The sequence below is a fragment of the Enterobacter sp. genome (assembly GCF_977039595.1).
Genome location: NZ_CDRQYH010000080.1, coordinates 1 through 16,496 on the forward strand (window position 1 = coordinate 1; position 16,496 = coordinate 16,496).

15 protein-coding genes are annotated in these 16,496 nt (G+C 54.7%); 9 read left to right on the forward strand and 6 right to left on the reverse strand.

Annotated elements, in window-relative coordinates:
• Both ACWYRJ_RS18035 and ssuE read right to left on the reverse strand, forming a co-directional pair.
• On the reverse strand, positions 1 to 463 hold a 463-nt coding region (locus ACWYRJ_RS18035), incomplete at its 3' end, for a PhnD/SsuA/transferrin family substrate-binding protein (protein ID WP_455508373.1).
• On the reverse strand, positions 456 to 1,031 hold the full coding sequence (gene ssuE / locus ACWYRJ_RS18040) for an NADPH-dependent FMN reductase (protein WP_455508374.1): 576 nt from the start codon (positions 1,029 to 1,031) through the stop codon (positions 456 to 458). The genes ssuE and ACWYRJ_RS18035, both read right to left, overlap by 8 nt.
• 248 nt (positions 1,032 to 1,279) lie before the next feature.
• On the opposite strand from ssuE, the gene pyrD reads away from it, so the two are divergent.
• Positions 1,280 to 2,290 carry a quinone-dependent dihydroorotate dehydrogenase gene (pyrD, locus tag ACWYRJ_RS18045; RefSeq protein WP_111964548.1) on the forward strand — a complete coding sequence of 337 codons (1,011 nt, stop codon included), beginning with the start codon at positions 1,280 to 1,282 and terminating at the stop codon, positions 2,288 to 2,290.
• 165 nt (positions 2,291 to 2,455) lie between these two features.
• Positions 2,456 to 2,998 carry a cell division protein ZapC gene (gene zapC / locus ACWYRJ_RS18050; RefSeq protein ID WP_032651189.1) on the forward strand — a complete coding sequence of 181 codons (543 nt, stop codon included), beginning with the start codon at positions 2,456 to 2,458 and terminating at the stop codon, positions 2,996 to 2,998.
• Here the strand turns inward: zapC and ACWYRJ_RS18055 are convergent.
• On the reverse strand, positions 2,995 to 4,104 hold the full coding sequence (locus ACWYRJ_RS18055) for a YcbX family protein (RefSeq protein WP_455508375.1): 1,110 nt from the start codon (positions 4,102 to 4,104) through the stop codon (positions 2,995 to 2,997). The two genes, zapC and ACWYRJ_RS18055, sit on opposite strands and share 4 nt — an antisense overlap.
• 98 nt (positions 4,105 to 4,202) lie before the next feature.
• Here ACWYRJ_RS18055 and rlmKL point away from each other — a divergent pair, with 98 nt between their 5' ends.
• The 6 genes from rlmKL to rmf all read left to right on the forward strand — a co-directional run bounded on the left by rlmKL (position 4,203) and on the right by rmf (position 12,129).
• Entirely contained in the window at positions 4,203 to 6,311 is a 2,109-nt protein-coding gene (gene rlmKL / locus ACWYRJ_RS18060; protein WP_021240859.1) for a bifunctional 23S rRNA (guanine(2069)-N(7))-methyltransferase RlmK/23S rRNA (guanine(2445)-N(2))-methyltransferase RlmL, read from the forward strand.
• A gap of 12 nt (positions 6,312 to 6,323) precedes the next feature.
• Positions 6,324 to 8,231: an ABC transporter ATP-binding protein gene (locus ACWYRJ_RS18065; protein WP_111964545.1), complete on the forward strand. Its 1,908-nt coding sequence runs from the start codon at positions 6,324 to 6,326 to the stop codon at positions 8,229 to 8,231.
• Positions 8,232 to 8,244: 13 nt separating this feature from the next.
• Entirely contained in the window at positions 8,245 to 9,498 is a 1,254-nt protein-coding gene (gene pqiA / locus ACWYRJ_RS18070) for a membrane integrity-associated transporter subunit PqiA (protein WP_023335152.1), read from the forward strand.
• A gap of 4 nt (positions 9,499 to 9,502) precedes the next feature.
• Positions 9,503 to 11,143 (forward strand): intermembrane transport protein PqiB, encoded by a 1,641-nt coding sequence (gene pqiB / locus ACWYRJ_RS18075; protein WP_149366284.1) that lies wholly within the window; start codon positions 9,503 to 9,505, stop codon positions 11,141 to 11,143.
• Positions 11,140 to 11,706 carry a membrane integrity-associated transporter subunit PqiC gene (gene pqiC, locus ACWYRJ_RS18080; RefSeq protein ID WP_008499932.1) on the forward strand — a complete coding sequence of 189 codons (567 nt, stop codon included), beginning with the start codon at positions 11,140 to 11,142 and terminating at the stop codon, positions 11,704 to 11,706. Before pqiB ends, pqiC begins: the two co-directional genes overlap by 4 nt.
• Positions 11,707 to 11,961: 255 nt before the next feature.
• Positions 11,962 to 12,129 (forward strand): ribosome modulation factor, encoded by a 168-nt coding sequence (rmf, locus tag ACWYRJ_RS18085; RefSeq protein ID WP_013097261.1) that lies wholly within the window; start codon positions 11,962 to 11,964, stop codon positions 12,127 to 12,129.
• A gap of 70 nt (positions 12,130 to 12,199) precedes the next feature.
• On the opposite strand, the gene fabA is transcribed toward rmf, so the two are convergent.
• Together fabA and ACWYRJ_RS18095 are read right to left on the reverse strand one after the other, a co-directional pair.
• Positions 12,200 to 12,718, reverse strand: coding sequence for a 3-hydroxyacyl-[acyl-carrier-protein] dehydratase FabA (gene fabA, locus ACWYRJ_RS18090; RefSeq protein WP_008499931.1), 519 nt, complete (start codon positions 12,716 to 12,718; stop codon positions 12,200 to 12,202).
• A 68-nt stretch (positions 12,719 to 12,786) separates the two neighbouring features.
• Complete coding sequence (locus ACWYRJ_RS18095) at positions 12,787 to 14,547, reverse strand: AAA family ATPase (protein ID WP_455508376.1); 1,761 nt, start codon at positions 14,545 to 14,547, stop codon at positions 12,787 to 12,789.
• A gap of 186 nt (positions 14,548 to 14,733) precedes the next feature.
• On the opposite strand from ACWYRJ_RS18095, the gene matP reads away from it, so the two are divergent.
• Entirely contained in the window at positions 14,734 to 15,186 is a 453-nt protein-coding gene (matP, locus tag ACWYRJ_RS18100; RefSeq protein ID WP_008499929.1) for a macrodomain Ter protein MatP, read from the forward strand.
• Positions 15,187 to 15,251: 65 nt separating this feature from the next.
• Here the strand turns inward: matP and ompA are convergent, their stop codons facing one another.
• Positions 15,252 to 16,307: a porin OmpA gene (gene ompA / locus ACWYRJ_RS18105; protein ID WP_455508377.1), complete on the reverse strand. Its 1,056-nt coding sequence runs from the start codon at positions 16,305 to 16,307 to the stop codon at positions 15,252 to 15,254.
• Between the last annotated feature and the right edge of the window lie 189 nt (positions 16,308 to 16,496).

The window sequence follows — 16,496 nt, forward strand, 5'->3', positions numbered from 1 at the left end:
TGAGTCCGGCCTCTTGCAGAGCTCGCAGCAAAAGGTTGTGTGAGCTGGAACCTTTCTGGAAAGCAACTTTATGTCCTCTAAGGTCGGCGACGCTTTTAATGTCGCTATTTTCAGGCACCAGGATCACCTCGGCCTTCGGCTTAGGCGGCTCAACGCCTACATAGACGAGGTCCGCTCCCGCGGCCTGTGCGAAGATCGGCGGAATATCGCCCGTGCTGCCAAGATCGATACTGCCGACGTTCAGGGCCTCCAGCATCTGCGGGCCGGCAGGGAACTCCACCCAGGAGAATTTGGTGTCCGGGAAGCGTTTTTCCAGAAGCTGGTGGCTTTTCGCCAGCACCATGCTGACGCTGCCTTTCTGATACCCGATGCGTAAACTTTCCGGAGCCGTTTCTGCGGCATGGGCCAGCGAGGTAAGGGCCATCAGACCTGCCAGACCGATACGGGTGAACTTTTTAAACATGTGCAACTCCTTGAGGCTGACCAAACGCCGGGGCCTGGATATCCCTGCGGTGAAGGGCATGCCAGAACGTCTCCAGGGCGTTATCGAGGCGGGTTTGCAGGTTGGGCGTACAGTGTGGTTTGTGTTGATAGTCAATGACCTGTGAGTCATCGGCGAAAACCCCATGGAGGATCTCCTGCGCTTTCAGCGCGTTCAGTACCGGCTTCAGGGCGTAATCCACGGCCAGTAAATGGGCAACCGTACCGCCCGTTGCCAGCGGCAGCACGACTTTGCCGTCCAGGGCGCGTTCCGGAAGCAGATCGAGCAGGGTTTTCAGCGCACCGGAAAAAGAGGCTTTATAAATGGGCGTTGCCACAATTAAGCCGTCAGCGCCGTTAAGCTGCTCGATGAGCGTTTTCAGCGCAGGGCTGTCAAAACGGGCATAAAGCAGATCTTCAGGTTCGAAGTTATGCAGGTTCCAGTGGCACACTTCCACATCCAGAGCATTGAGTTTTTCGCGGGCATATTCCAGCAGGGCGCTGGAGCGCGATGGGAATCGTGGACTTCCGGCCAGGGTAATGACGCGCATACTTCCTCCTTATAACTAATTGTTTGCTTTTATCTAACATTCATAACAATTTTCAGGAGTGTGACACCGCACGGTTATTCCACTAAATGATTTATCTGCAATTAAAATGCGAAAAAGTGCATAAGAAATAGACGGGAAGGTAAACGATTGCGTTTTGCGCTGATTTTTTGCCGCAGGTCAATTCCCTTTCGCGCCTGGATCGCCCATAATCCCCTCCCGGTTTGCACACCGGGAATCCAGGAGAGTTCATGTACTACCCCTTCGTTCGTAAAGCCCTTTTCCAGCTCGACCCTGAGCGCGCTCATGAATTTACATTCCAGCAATTACGTCGTATTACCGGAACGCCGCTGGCCGCTCTGGTACGTCAGAATGTGCCGGTAAAACCTGTGCAGTGCATGGGGCTGACCTTTAAAAATCCGCTGGGTCTGGCGGCCGGTCTGGACAAAAATGGCGAGTGCATTGATGCCCTGGGCGCGATGGGCTTTGGCTCCATTGAAATCGGTACCGTCACCCCGCGCCCGCAGCCGGGAAATGACAAGCCGCGCCTGTTCCGACTGGTGGAAGCCGAAGGGCTGATCAACCGCATGGGCTTTAATAACCTCGGTGTTGATCACCTGGTTGAGAATGTAAAAAAAGCCCATTTTGACGGGATATTAGGCATCAATATCGGCAAAAATAAAGACACGCCGGTAGAGCAGGGTAAAGATGACTATCTGATTTGTATGGAAAAAGTCTACGCCTATGCCGGTTATATTGCGGTGAATATTTCTTCACCCAATACCCCGGGGCTGCGCTCTTTACAATATGGCGAAGCGCTGGACGATCTTCTGAGTGCCATTAAAAATAAACAAAATGAACTTCAGTCGATCCACCATAAATATGTTCCGGTCGCGGTTAAGATCGCCCCGGATCTTTCTCCCGAAGAATTGATCCAGGTTGCCGACAGTTTGGTTCGCCATAATATTGATGGTGTGATTGCAACCAATACCACCCTCGATCGTTCCCTCGTGCAGGGAATGAAAAACTGTGACGAAGCGGGTGGGTTAAGTGGCCGTCCGGTACAATTAAAAAGCACCGAAATTATTCGCGCCCTGTCTGCGGAATTAAAAGGTCGTCTGCCGATTATTGGCGTCGGCGGCATTGACTCCGTGATTGCTGCGCGCGAGAAAATGGCGGCGGGTGCGTCGCTGGTGCAGATCTATTCCGGCTTTATTTTTAAAGGACCGCCGCTGATTAAAGAAATCGTTACTCATATCTAATCTTTTCTCTTAATCAGACAACCAGGGCTTTATTTCCAGCCCTGGTTGTTTTATATTCCGTCACTGTTGCTTATTTAGTCATTATAGTCTTTTATTAATGGTGTTATAAACGAGGCGGCAAACAGGACATTTTTAGTACAGGACGTTTGGGGACGGGAGAGACACATGCGAATTAAACCTGACGATAACTGGCGCTGGTATTTTTGCGACGAGCATGACCGAATGATGCTCGACTTAGCCAATGGCATGTTGTTTCGTTCTCGTTTTGCCCGCCGAATGTTAACCCCGGATGCGTTTTCCCCGTCGGGCTTTTGCGTTGACGATGCAGCGCTTTATTTCTCCTTTGAGGAAAAATGCCGCGATCTGGTGCTCTCTAAAGAGCAGCGCGCCGAGCTGGTATTAAATGCGCTGGTGGCTATCCGTTTCCTGAAACCGCAAATGCCAAAGAGCTGGCATTTTCTGCCCCACGGCATGAACTGGACCCCGGCAACGGGCGATGCGGCGAGCGTAAATCTGAGCGATACCGCAGAAGAGGTGAGCCTGCTGGTGGTTGAGCCTGGCGAAAATGCTGCACTCTGTCTGCTGGCGCAGCCCGGCGTAACGATTGCCGGGCGGACGATGCAGCTTGGGGATGCTATTAAGGTCATGAACGACAGGCTGAAGCCCCAGCTTCGCGTGGATGCCTTCAGCCTCGAGCAGGCGGTTTAAGCTTCCAGCTGTACGGACGTTTTCGGGACGCAGCTACAGCACAGAATTGTGCCGTCACTTCCAATTGCTGATTTTTTCAACGCACTCACTTCGCCATCCACCAGCCTGATGCGGCAGCATCCGCAAATGCCTGCGCGACAGGAATACGGTACACGAATACCAGCCTGCTCCAGTTGCTCCAGTAATACCTGCTGGTTGTTGCCACGGATGACGTTGCCCTGCCAGTGAATATCTATCGCGGAGGCGACATTCGTCACAACGTCTACCATTTCTTCTTCCTGCCCTGAGCCGTACACCCTTGCAGGCCCTCGGGCAAGAATCTCTACCTCATCACCGACGCGGATAGCGCCGCTGGAGCGCGGGATGAGGTTCTGGCCGAAATCCACATCGCCGTTGTCCTGCGCGGTGCGGAATGACTGCAATGTCTTCAACGGTTCGCCGGAAGGGTGCTTCTGGCCTTTCTCCGGGCTAACCGTCGTGAAAATGCAGCGGCTGCACGGCTTCACCACGTCAAAAATGACGCTGCCAATGCGGATCACTTTCCAGGTGTCTTCATCCCAGGCGTCGGCGCCCGTCACTACCAGGTTTGGACGGAACTGTTCCATCTGAACGCTGGCTTTACAGCGGCCTTGCAAATCACGCAGTGAAGCTTCGTTAGTCAGCAGGAACGGGAAGCCATCGGCGAAGGAGAGAGGAACGGCGTCGTGGCGCTTCACGCGACGCGTCAGTTCAGGCCCAACCCAGCGCAGCTGCACGTCGCGGGAGAAGAAGCCGCTCAGCCAGCGGTTAATCTCATCCGGGGCGATGCGCGCGGTAAAATGATTGCCCCACACTTCCGTCGGCGCATCGACAGGCGCAAAATCAGCAAAGCGAATTATCGCGCTGGAACCGTCCGGCGCGGTAAGGTGCAAACCGTCATGAAGCGGGGAAGGGGTAAAGCGAACCATCTGAGGGAACTGGCGTGCGGTAATGAACGTTCCGTCAGGCTCGGTGACCATAAAAATACGATCGAAGGCAAATCCGCTCATGTCGGCAAGCGCGTGAGAGACGCCGATGCCGCGCATGGATTTCACCGGATGAATAAAAAGCCTGGATAACGTCGCCACTGCACACTCCCTCGAATGAAAATAAGCCTTCAACTTTATGACATACACGTCATATTAGCTATAATGCGCGACAATTTTCTAAGAGTAAAAGTGACGATATGAATTCTCTGTTTGCCAGTACGGCCCGTGGGCTGGAAGAGCTGTTAAAAACTGAACTGGAAAGCCTGGGCGCGCAAGAGTGCCAGGTGGTTCAGGGTGGTGTCCATTTTGAGGGCGACACGCGGCTTATTTACCAGAGCCTGATGTGGAGCCGCCTGGCGTCGCGCATCATGCTGCCGATGAAGGAGTGCAAGGTTTATAGCGATCTTGACCTCTATACCGGCGTACAGATGATCGACTGGACAGAGATCTTCACCCCGAATGCTACCTTTGCGGTGCATTTCAACGGCGTGAACGACGAGATCCGCAACAGCCAGTACGGTGCCCTGCGCGTAAAAGACGCCATTGTGGACTGCTTCACCCGTAAAAATAAGGAACGTCCGAACGTCGATCGTGAAAACCCCGATCTGCGTATTAACGTCTGGCTGAACGGCGACACGGCAAGCATCTCTCTCGATCTGAGCGGCGCGGGCCTGCACCTGCGCGGCTACCGCGATCGTACCGGCATGGCACCCATCAAAGAGACCCTGGCGGCCGCCATTGTGATGCGCTCCGGCTGGCAGCCGGGCACGCCGCTGCTCGATCCGATGTGTGGTTCCGGTACGTTGCTGATTGAAGCGGCCATGCTGGCCACCGACCGCGCGCCGGGACTGCACCGCGGCCAGTGGGGCTTCAAAGGCTGGGCGCAGCACGATGAAGCGCTCTGGAAAGAGGTCAAAGACGACGCGCAGACCCGCGCACGTAAGGGGCTGGCGGAATATACCTCTCATTTCTACGGCTCCGATAGCGACCCTCGCGTCATTGAGCGCGCGCGCAGCAACGCCCGCCGTGCCGGTATCGGCGAGCTGGTCACCTTCGAAGTAAAAGACGTGGCAAACCTGACCAACCCGCTGCCAAAAGGCCCGTACGGTACCGTGATCAGCAACCCGCCATACGGCGAACGTCTCGACAGCGAACCGGCGCTGATTGCCCTGCACAGCCTGCTGGGCCGCAACATGAAGGACCACTTTGGCGGCTGGAACCTGTCTCTGTTCAGCGCCTCGCCGGAACTGCTGAGCTGCCTGCAGCTGCGTGCCGATCGCCAGTTTAAGGCGAAAAACGGCCCGCTGGACTGCGTGCAGAAAAACTACCATCTGGCGGAGAAGGCGGCCGACAGCAAGCCGTCCGGCGTGGCGGAAGATTACGCTAACCGTCTGCGCAAGAACCTGAAGAAATTTGAGAAGTGGGCGAAGCAGGAGGGCATTGAATGCTACCGCCTGTATGATGCCGACCTGCCGGAGTATAACGTGGCGGTTGACCGCTACGCGGACTGGGTGGTGATTCAGGAATATGCGCCGCCGAAAACCATTGATGCGCAAAAAGCGCGTCAGCGCATGCTGGACGTCATTGCCGCCACCATCGCCGTGCTGGGTATTGCGCCAAACAAGCTGGTGCTGAAAACGCGTGAACGTCAGAAAGGCAAAAATCAGTACCAGAAGATGGGCGAGAAGGGCGACTTTATCGAAGTGGGCGAATACAATGCGCGCCTGTGGGTCAACCTGACCGACTATCTGGATACCGGTCTGTTCCTCGATCACCGTATCGCCCGCCGCATGCTGGGCCAGATGAGTAAAGGCAAGGACTTCCTGAATCTCTTCTCCTACACCGGCAGCGCCAGCGTGCATGCCGGTCTGGGCGGCGCGCGCAGCACTACCACGGTAGATATGTCCCGTACCTATCTGGAGTGGGCGGAGCGCAACCTGCGCCTTAACGGCTTAACCGGACGTCAGCATCGCCTGATGCAGGCCGACGTGCTGGGCTGGCTGCGCGATACCGACGAGCAGTTCGACCTGATCTTTATCGATCCTCCGACCTTCTCCAACTCCAAGCGTATGGAAGATAGCTTTGACGTTCAACGCGATCACCTGCGCCTGATGACCGACCTGAAGCGCCTGCTGCGCAAAGGCGGCACCATTATGTTCTCGAACAACAAACGCGGCTTCCGTATGGATCATGACGGCTTAGCAGCCCTGGGACTGAAAGCACAAGAAATCAGCCAAAAAACGCTGTCTCAGGACTTTGCCCGTAACCGTCAAATCCATAACTGCTGGTTGATTACCGCGGTCTGAAAGGAAAAATAAATGTCTTTAATTAGTATGCACGGCGCGTGGCTCTCTTTCAGCGACTCACCGCTTCTCGATAATGCAGAGCTGCACATCGAAGATAACGAGCGCGTCTGTCTGGTGGGCCGTAACGGCGCGGGTAAATCCACGCTGATGAAAATCCTTAACCGTGAACAGGGCCTGGATGACGGACGCATTGTTTATGAACAGGATCTGATCGTCTCCCGCCTCCAGCAGGACCCGCCGCGTCACGTGACCGGCAGCGTTTACGATTTCGTTGCGGAAGGGATCTCTGAGCAGGCCGAATACCTGAAGCGATATCACGAGATTTCACATCTGGTGATGACCGATCCGAGCGACAAAAACCTCAACGAACTTGCAAAAGTGCAGGAGATGCTCGATCACCACGGTCTGTGGCAGCTTGAAAACCGTATTAATGAAGTGCTGGCCCAGCTCGGTCTGGAACCCGATATGGAGCTGTCGGCGCTCTCCGGCGGCTGGCTGCGTAAGGCGGCCCTGGGCCGCGCGCTGGTTAGCGGGCCGAAGGTGCTGCTGCTGGACGAACCGACTAACCACCTGGATATCGAAGCGATCGACTGGCTGGAAGGCTTCCTGAAAACCTTCAGCGGCACCATTATTTTCATCTCACACGACCGTTCGTTTATCCGCAATATGGCGACGCGTATTGTCGATCTCGACCGCGGCAAGCTGGTCACCTATCCCGGCGATTACGACACCTATCTGCTGGAGAAAGAAGAAAACCTGCGCGTGGAAGAGCTGCAGAATGCCGAGTTCGACCGTAAGCTGGCGCAGGAAGAGGTCTGGATCCGCCAGGGCATCAAAGCCCGCCGTACCCGTAACGAAGGCCGCGTGCGCGCCCTGAAGGCGATGCGTCGCGAGCGCAGCGAACGTCGCGAAGTGATGGGCAGCGCCAAAATGCAGGTGGAAGAGGCGTCCCGCTCCGGCAAGATTGTCTTCGAAATGGAAAACGTCAACTACCAGGTTGACGGTAAAGTACTGGTGAAAGACTTCTCCGCACAGGTCCAGCGCGGCGACAAAATCGCCCTGATTGGCCCGAACGGCTGCGGTAAAACCACGCTGCTGAAGCTGATGCTTGGCCAGCTGCAGGCTGACAGCGGCCGCATTCACTGCGGGACCAAGCTGGAGGTCGCCTACTTCGACCAGCACCGCGCGGAGCTGGATCCGGACCGTACGGTGATGGATAACCTCGCTGAAGGTAAGCAAGAGGTGATGGTAAACGGCAAGCCGCGCCACGTGCTGGGCTACCTGCAGGACTTCCTGTTCCATCCGAAGCGCGCCATGACGCCGGTGCGCGCGCTGTCCGGCGGTGAGCGAAACCGCCTTCTGCTGGCGCGCCTGTTCCTGAAGCCAAGCAACCTGCTGATCCTCGATGAACCGACGAACGATCTGGATGTCGAAACGCTGGAATTACTCGAAGAGCTGATCGACGGCTATCAGGGTACCGTGATGCTGGTTAGCCACGATCGTCAGTTCGTTGACAACACCGTGACCGAGTGCTGGATCTTCGAAGGTGAAGGGCGAATTGGTCAATACGTAGGCGGTTATCACGATGCAAAAGGGCAGCAGGCACAGTCGCTGGCGACGAAGCAGTCAAAGTCCAAAATTGGTCCTGAAGCTACTGTAACAAAAGCAGAAACTGTCAAGAAAACCTCGGCTAAACTAAGCTATAACCTGCAGCGCGAACTGGAGGGACTGCCGCAGCGTCTTGAAGAGCTGGAGGCCGCGCTTGAGGATCTGCAAAAACAGGTTGCTGATGCGTCATTCTTTACCCAATCGCATGACTATACTCAGAAAGTACTGTCAGAAATGTCCGCGGCTGAAAAAGCTCTGGAAGAAGCATTTGAGCGCTGGGAGTACCTTGAGTCTCTGAAAAACGGCGCATAAACAGGGATAACATATGTGTGACCAGCACCATGCCGACAGGCATATTTTATGCTCGCAATGCGATATGCTCGTGGCGTTGCCAGAGCTTGGTCACGGACATAAAGCCCTGTGTCCACGTTGCGGTGCGACGTTGACAACCGAGTGGGACGCGCCGCGGCAGCGTCCCACTGCTTACGCTCTTGCAGCACTTTTTATGCTGCTGCTCTCCAATCTCTTCCCCTTCATCTATATGAAGGTGGGTGGGATAACCAGCCAGGTGGATTTGCTTGAGATCCCGGGCGTAATGTTCTCAGAAGATTACGCCAGCCTCGGCACCTTTTTTCTCCTGTTTGTCCAGATAGTTCCGGCTTTTTGCCTGGTCGTAATCCTTTTGCTGGTCAACCGCGTCAGGATGCCCGCATCACTGAAAATCCGGCTTGCGCGTATCCTTTTTCAGCTCAAAAGCTGGGGCATGGCCGAGATCTTTCTGGCGGGCATTCTGGTCAGTTTCGTGAAGCTGATGGCGTACGGCGACGTGGGGATCGGCAGCAGCTTTATTCCCTGGTGTCTGTACTGCGTCCTCCAGCTGCGTGCATTCCAGTGCGTTGACAGGCGCTGGGCGTGGGACGATATCGCCCCGGCACCGACGCTTGCACAGACGGTGAAGGTCGGCGTGCCCGGAATTCGTCAGGGGTTACGTTCCTGCCCATGCTGCACCGCCGTGCTGCCCGCCGATCTCGACGTTTGTCCGCGCTGCGAAACGAAAGGGCATGTGCGGCGTAAAAATAGTCTTCAGTGGACGATGGCGCTGCTGGTCACGTCCATCATGCTGTATCTGCCTGCCAATATTCTGCCAATTATGATCACCGATTTGCTCGGTGACAAAATGCCCTCAACGATCCTGGCCGGGGTGATACTGCTTTGGGGCGAGGGTTCCTATCCGGTCGCTGGCGTCATCTTTATCGCCAGTATTATGGTGCCAACCTTAAAAATGATCGCCATCGCCTGGCTCTGTTGGGATGCGAAAGGCCATGGAAAACGCGACAGCGAACGCATGCACCTGATTTATGAGGTGGTCGAGTTTGTCGGACGCTGGTCAATGATAGACGTGTTTGTCATCGCCGTTCTCTCTGCGCTGGTGCGGATGGGCGGTTTGATGAGTATTTATCCCGCGATGGGGGCTTTAATGTTTGCACTGGTCGTGATCATGACCATGTTTGCGGCCATGACCTTCGACCCTCGTTTATCGTGGGATCGTGAGCCTGAATCAAGCCATGAGGAAGAGTAAGAGCATGGAAAATAAGAGTGGAGAGGCGAAAGTGCAGAAGGTCAAAAACTGGTCACCGGTGTGGATTTTTCCCATCGTGACCGCGCTGATCGGTGCATGGATCCTGTTTTATCATTACAGCCATCAGGGACCGGAAGTCACGCTGATAACCACCAATGCCGAGGGGATTGAGGGCGGTAAAACGACCATCAAAAGCCGTAGCGTGGATGTGGGCGTGGTCGAAAGCGCAACCCTGACCGACGATTTAACCCATGTGGAGATTAAGGCGCGCCTTAATGCCGGCATGGAGAAACTGCTGCACGGCGATTCCGTTTTCTGGGTCGTTAAACCGCAGGTGGGGCGTGAAGGGATCAGCGGCTTAGGAACGCTGCTTTCGGGCGCCTACATAGAGCTGCAGCCCGGCGCTAAGGGTAACCAGCCTGCCAAATACCAGCTTCTGGATTCACCGCCGCTTGCGCCGCCTGATGCCAAGGGCATCCGCGTGATCCTCGACAGCAAAAAAGCAGGTCAGCTCACGGCCGGCGACCCGGTCCTGTTCCGCGGCTACCGCGTCGGGTCGGTTGAGAAAAGCACGTTCGATCCGCAGAAACGCGCAATTAGCTATCAGCTCTTCATCAATGCGCCAAACGATCGTCTGGTCACCAGCAACGTCCGTTTCTGGAAAGACAGCGGGATCGCGGTGGATCTGACCTCGGCAGGCATGCGCGTTGAAATGGGTTCGCTGACCACGCTGTTTGGCGGCGGCGTGAGTTTTGACGTGCCGGAAGGCCTGGATTTGGGGCAGCCGGTCGCAGAGAACACCGCTTTCCGTCTCTTTGACGACCAAAAAAGCATTCAGGATGCGCTCTATACCGATCACGTTGACTTCCTGATGTTCTTCAAAGACTCCGTTCGCGGCCTGCAGCCGGGGGCGCCCGTTGAGTTCCGCGGCATTCGTCTCGGTACGGTTGGACAAGTGCCGTTCTTCGTCCCGGGCCTTCAGCAGGTGCTGGATGATGATTACCGTATTCCGGTGCTGATCCGCATTGAACCAGAGCGTCTGCTTAACCAGATTGGTGAAAATCAGGATATCGCTACCCATATCACCCAACTGATGGAACGCGGTCTACGCGGGTCGCTGAAAACCGGCAACCTGGTAACCGGCGCGCTGTATGTGGATATGGACTTCTACCCGAAAGCACCGCCGATTACCGGTATCCGTGAATTCGGCGGCTACAAGATCATCCCAACGGTGAGCAGCGGTCTGGCGCAGATCCAGCAGCGTCTGATGGAGACGCTGGATAAGATCAACAATCTGCCACTGAATCCGATGATTGAAGCGGCGACAAACTCGCTGAGCGAAAGCCAGGCAACGATGCGCCGTCTGCAAACCACGCTGGATAACATCAACAAGATCACGGCGAGCCAGAGCATGCAGCAGCTGCCGCAGGACATGCAGAAAACGCTGCGTGAGCTGAACCGCAGTATGCAGGGCTTCCAGCCGGGCTCCGCGGCCTATAACAAGATGGTGGCAGATATGCAGCGTCTTGATCAGGTCCTGCGTGAACTGCAGCCGGTGCTGAAAACGCTCAACGAGAAGAGCAATGCGCTGGTGTTCGAAGCAAAAGATAAAAAGGATCCTGAGCCGAAGAGGGCAAAAGAATGAAAAAATGGCTATTGATGGTTGGTGCTCTGCTGTTAACGGCGTGCAGTTCAGGGGGCGATAATAAAAGTTATTATCAGCTGCCTGTGGCAACCCACAGCGGTGGGCAAAGCACGGCCAGTCAGGGAAACCGCCAGCTGTGGGTTGAGCAGGTCGCCGTGCCGGATTATCTGGCAGGGAACGGCGTGGTCTATCAGACCAGCGACGTTAAATATGTGATTGCGACCAACAACCTGTGGGCCAGCCCGCTGGATCAGCAGCTGCGCAACACGCTGGTGGCTAACCTGGGTAGCCAGCTTCCGGGCTGGGTAGTCGCGTCGCAGCCGCTGGGTAACGATCAGGATACGCTGAACGTCACCGTAACGGGCTTCCACGGCCGCTATGACGGTGCGGTGGTGATCAGCGGGGAGTGGTTGCTGAACCATCAGGGGCAGCTGATTAAGCGTCCTTTCCATCTGGAGCTGAAGCAGCAGAAGGATGGCTATGACGAAATGGTGAAAGTCCTGGCTCAGGGTTGGGCGCAGGAGTCGGCCAGTATCGCGAGGGAGATTTCCCGGCTGCCATAAGTAAAATTCATCATTAAAACCGCAGTTGGCCTGTCGCTGATTGCGGTTTTTTTTTCGTTTTCAACTCAGGTTGTTACTTGTGCCACGTCACAATTTTTGTACAAATGAACTTCCATGTAGCTCACAGATATGACACCCGTATGAATTTTGAACATTGACGATGCGACTAATTCGGGGTATTCGTTATCTGTGCCTGTGCAGATAGTGCAGACACTGTTTTCTTTCCACCAGACAAAAGAATGAGGGAAACGAGGCATGAAGAGACAGAAACGAGATCGCCTGGAACGGGCTCATCAACGTGGTTATCAGGCCGGCATCGCTGGACGTTCTAAAGAAATGTGTCCTTATCAGACGATAAATCAAAGGTCACAATGGCTTGGAGGCTGGCGAGAAGCCATCGGCGACAGGGCACTTATAGCCTGATAACGTCTCTTTCAAAAAAGAAACCTCCGCATTGCGGAGGTTTCGCCTTTCCGGGGTTCGAAAAGCACGATCAGAACGCAGAAGTGTCCTGGAACAGGCCAACCTTCAGGTCGCTTGCGCTATAGATCAGACGACCGTCGACCAGTACTTCACCATCTGCCAGGCCCATAATCAGGCGGCGGTTTACGATGCGCTTGAAGTGAATACGATAGGTCACTTTCTTCGCTGTAGGCAGAACCTGTCCAGTGAATTTCACTTCGCCCACGCCCAGTGCGCGGCCTTTACCTTCGCCACCCAGCCAGCCCAGATAGAAGCCAACCAGCTGCCACATGGCATCCAGGCCCAAACAGCCAGGCATTACCGGATCGCCAATAAAGTGGCAACCGAAGAACCACAGGTCCGGGTTGATATCGAGTTCTGCTTCTACGTAACCCTTATCGAAGTTGCCGCCGGTTTCGGTCATTTTCACGACACGGTCCATCATCAGCATGTTCGGGGCCGGCAACTGTGGGCCTTTTGCGCCAAACAGTTCGCCGCGACCAGAGGCAAGAAGATCTTCTTTTGTATAGGATTCGCGTTTATCTACCATGTTCTCAGTAAGCCTTATTTTAGTGAAGGACGCAGGATAGCTAACACGTGTACGCTGAACAAGTCCGATCAGTTCGAACTAAACCAGCCCAGCCAGCGTAACGGCCATGGATAACGGTGACGAGCATCCTGCTGTGTTGCCTGAGCAATGCGCTCCTGGATAGTCTGCATCAGGGTGGTTTGCCCTTCGCCATCCCATACCAGGTTTGTCAGTAAGGGTAGTGCATCCTCAATCCCTTCGATGGCCCAGATGGCGAACTGCTCTTGTTCAACCGCATCCAGAATCTCCTGGCTGAGGCTTAAATGGCGTGCGTTGGGAGCAGGAATAATCACACCCTGCTTGCCGTTTAAACCGCGCTGCTGGCAGATAGAGAAGAAGCCTTCAATTTTTTCGTTGAGGCCGCCGACAGGCTGGGCACGACCGAATTGGTCCACCGAGCCGGTGATCGCGATGTTCTGATTGATGGGCACTTCCGCCAGGGCGCTGATTAAGGCGCACAGTTCAGCCATAGAGGCGCTATCGCCATCCACTTCGCTGTAGGATTGCTCAAACGTCAGCGAGGCGGAGAAGGGGATCTGTTGCTCAAGCTGCAGCTCAGACATCAAAAACGCCTGCATGATCATCATGCCTTTGGCGTGAATGTTGCCGCCCAGCTCGGCTTTGCGTTCGATGTCGGTAAATTCGCCATCGCCAATATGCACAACGCAGCTGATACGGGACGGTTCCCCGAATGCGCGCGGATGGCCAGGAAATTCAATCACCGACAGGGCGTTGATCTGCCCGACGCGTTCGCCTTCGGTTTCCACCAGAATTTGTTCCAGCAGAATTTCATCCTGCATACGGTCAGCAAGATAGCCTTCTCGCCACTCTCGCTGAGCCAGCATCTGGTTGAGCTGCTCTCCGGTGAACGCACCGTTACCGCTAATCACACCCACTTCACGCAGCTGTTTGCCGATCCAGAGCGGGCAGAGTGGCAGCGTTTCCTGGTCACCGGTATAGCGCACCGCTTCGCGTATCAGGCCTGGCCACGCGTCAGCCGCAGGTGTTGGCAGCGTAAAACGTTCTGCAACGGTCATCACCCACTGGCACCACTGCGCCATATCGTCGGCATCGGCAATCTGGATATTATCTTCGTATTCGCTGTATACCGCCTGCTCAGCCAGTTCAGGCTCCATTTCCTGGAAGTCCGCCAGCGACTCACGGTCGCCCGTCAGCACGACGGTTAACGACAGCGGCATAGACGGAACCGAGACAGGCAGGGGACGAGACTCATCGTAGCCGACCCAGTCGAAACGCTGCTGATGCACGATGGTTTTCAGACGCATCCACAGCAGCGGCTGCGAGAGGAGGGTACGCAGTGAGATGATGAGAACACCGCCATTTGCGCGATGTACCAGCCCCGGCTGCAGCGAAAGTTCGCCGTTAAACTGGCGCAGACAACCAAAGAGTTGTTCCGCCTCGACCCAGTTAGCGATAACCACCTCGCCCTTAGCGGCAAAACCGCCATCTGCCTGCGCCGCAGGTTCGAAAGTGACATCATGTCCTGCAATACGATACTGCCCGCCAAAAACGGCGTTCGCTTCCGGCTTCAGCTGGCGCACAGCATCTCCGAGCAGCGTCAGGTATTCCGCTTCTTCCGGGGCTTTGAGCAGCATGAAGGGTGCTGTTGCCCATGGGCTTAACATCTGCTCCAGCGCGTAATGCAAACGAGGCTGCGTATCGCTAAGGATGAATTCGTGTTCTTTTGCGAGTTCGGGCTGTGCAAACAGTTCCTGGTAACTTTCGGTATCCGGAACAAGGTCACGCCATGCAAGTTTCGTAATGGTCAAAGTTGATGTTTTTTAGTCAGATGTAAAAGCGTGGAGTATACCGTAAGCGGGGGGCTGTACCCAAGCAGGATTGGGGATTTCGACAGGGCGAATGCCTGCATTCACTCACAGGATATGATTTCTTTTCAGCAGATTGCTAAAAAACTGATATTCTGAACAGAGTTACGTGGTAACACTGAGATCGCAATGAAATATCAACAACTGGAAAATCTCGAAAGCGGCTGGAAATGGAAATACCTGGTCAAAAAGCACCGTGAAGGGGAGCTGATCACCTGCTACATCGAAGCCAGCGCTGCGCAAGAAGCCGTGGATATTTTGCTGACCCTCGAAAATGAACCGGTACAGGTTAACGGGTGGATTGAGAAACATATCAATCCTGCGTTGTTAAACCGGATGAAGCAAACTATCCGCGCGCGACGCAAACGGCATTTTAATGCTGAGCATCAGCACACTCGCAAAAAATCAATCGACCTTGAGTTCGTTGTCTGGCAGCGCCTGGCCGGGCTGGCACAACGACGGGGTAAAACGCTGTCGGAAACCATCGTGCAGCTGATTGAGGATGCAGAACATAAAGAGAAGTACGCCAACCAGATGTCGACGCTGAAGAACGACCTTCAGGCTCTGTTGGGTAAAAAGTAGATTTTTTACTTTTCTTCAGACAATAAAAAACCCCGCATGGCGGGGTTTTTTTATAAGACGATAACTTATGCCGCTGGCTGAGTTACAACGTCTTTGATGCCTTTAACTTCGATCTCTACGCGACGATCTGGAGCCAGGCAGTCGATCAGTGCAGCGCGAGCTTTCACGTTGTCACAGGTGTTGCCAGTAACTGGGTTAGATTCGCCCATACCACGTGGGGAGATCTTGTTAGCTGGGATACCTTTAGAGATCAGGTAATCAACAACAGACTGAGCACGTTTCTCAGACAGTTTCTGGTTGTAAGCGTCAGAACCGATACGGTCGGTGAAGCCCAGAACCACTACAGAACCGTCTTTAGGATCCAGGTTGCTCAGCTGGGTGTACAGCTGATCCAGTGCCTGCTGACCTTCTGGTTTCAGGGTCGCTTTGTTGAAGTTGAACAGAACGTCAGACTTCAGAGTGAAGTGCTTGGTCTGTACTTCTGGAGCTGGAGCCGGCGCTGGAGCAACAACTGGTGCTGCTTCTTCCTGCTGGCCGAAACGGTAGGAAACACCTACGCTCAGCATGCCGTTGTCTGGACGAACACCAACGGTGTTGCCGTCGCCGATGTTGTTAACCCACTGGTATTCCAGACGGGTAGCGATGTCACGGGTCATAGCCCACTCAACGCCACCAGCGAATACTGGAGAAACACCGGTGTCATGGTTGTCACCAGAGAAGTTGTTGCTGGAGTCTGCACGCCATACCATGCCGCCCAGACGGGTGTACACGTCCAGATCGTCAGTGATTGGGTAACCCAGTTTAGCGGTCAGTTGAACGCCCTGTGCTTTGAAAGCGCCGTTGATGGTGTCGCCTTTGTATGGCATACGACCTAACCAGTCGTAACCCATTTCAAAACCAACATACGGGTTAACCTGATAGCCACCGAACGCACCTGCACCAAGCTGGCTCTCGTGAGTTGGGCCATCATTGTTCAGGCTGCTGTTGTACCAGCCAGTGTCGTGGAACTGAGACCAGCCCAGTTTACCACCTGCATACCAGGTATTATCTTTCGGAGCGGCCTGCGCTACGGTAGCGAAGCCAGCCAGTGCCACTGCAATCGCGATAGCTGTCTTTTTCATTTTTTGCGCCTCGTTATCATCCAAAATTCGCCATGAAGTTACAAAAGACCTCACGGTTAAATCCTTCACCGGGGGCGTGACTTGTTGTTAACTATGCTGATACATGCAGCGTAAGCCGATCACCCCTGGCGATGTAAAGTCTACAACTTAGTTCGAAACTTACAAGTGTGAACTCTGTCAGGCATATGA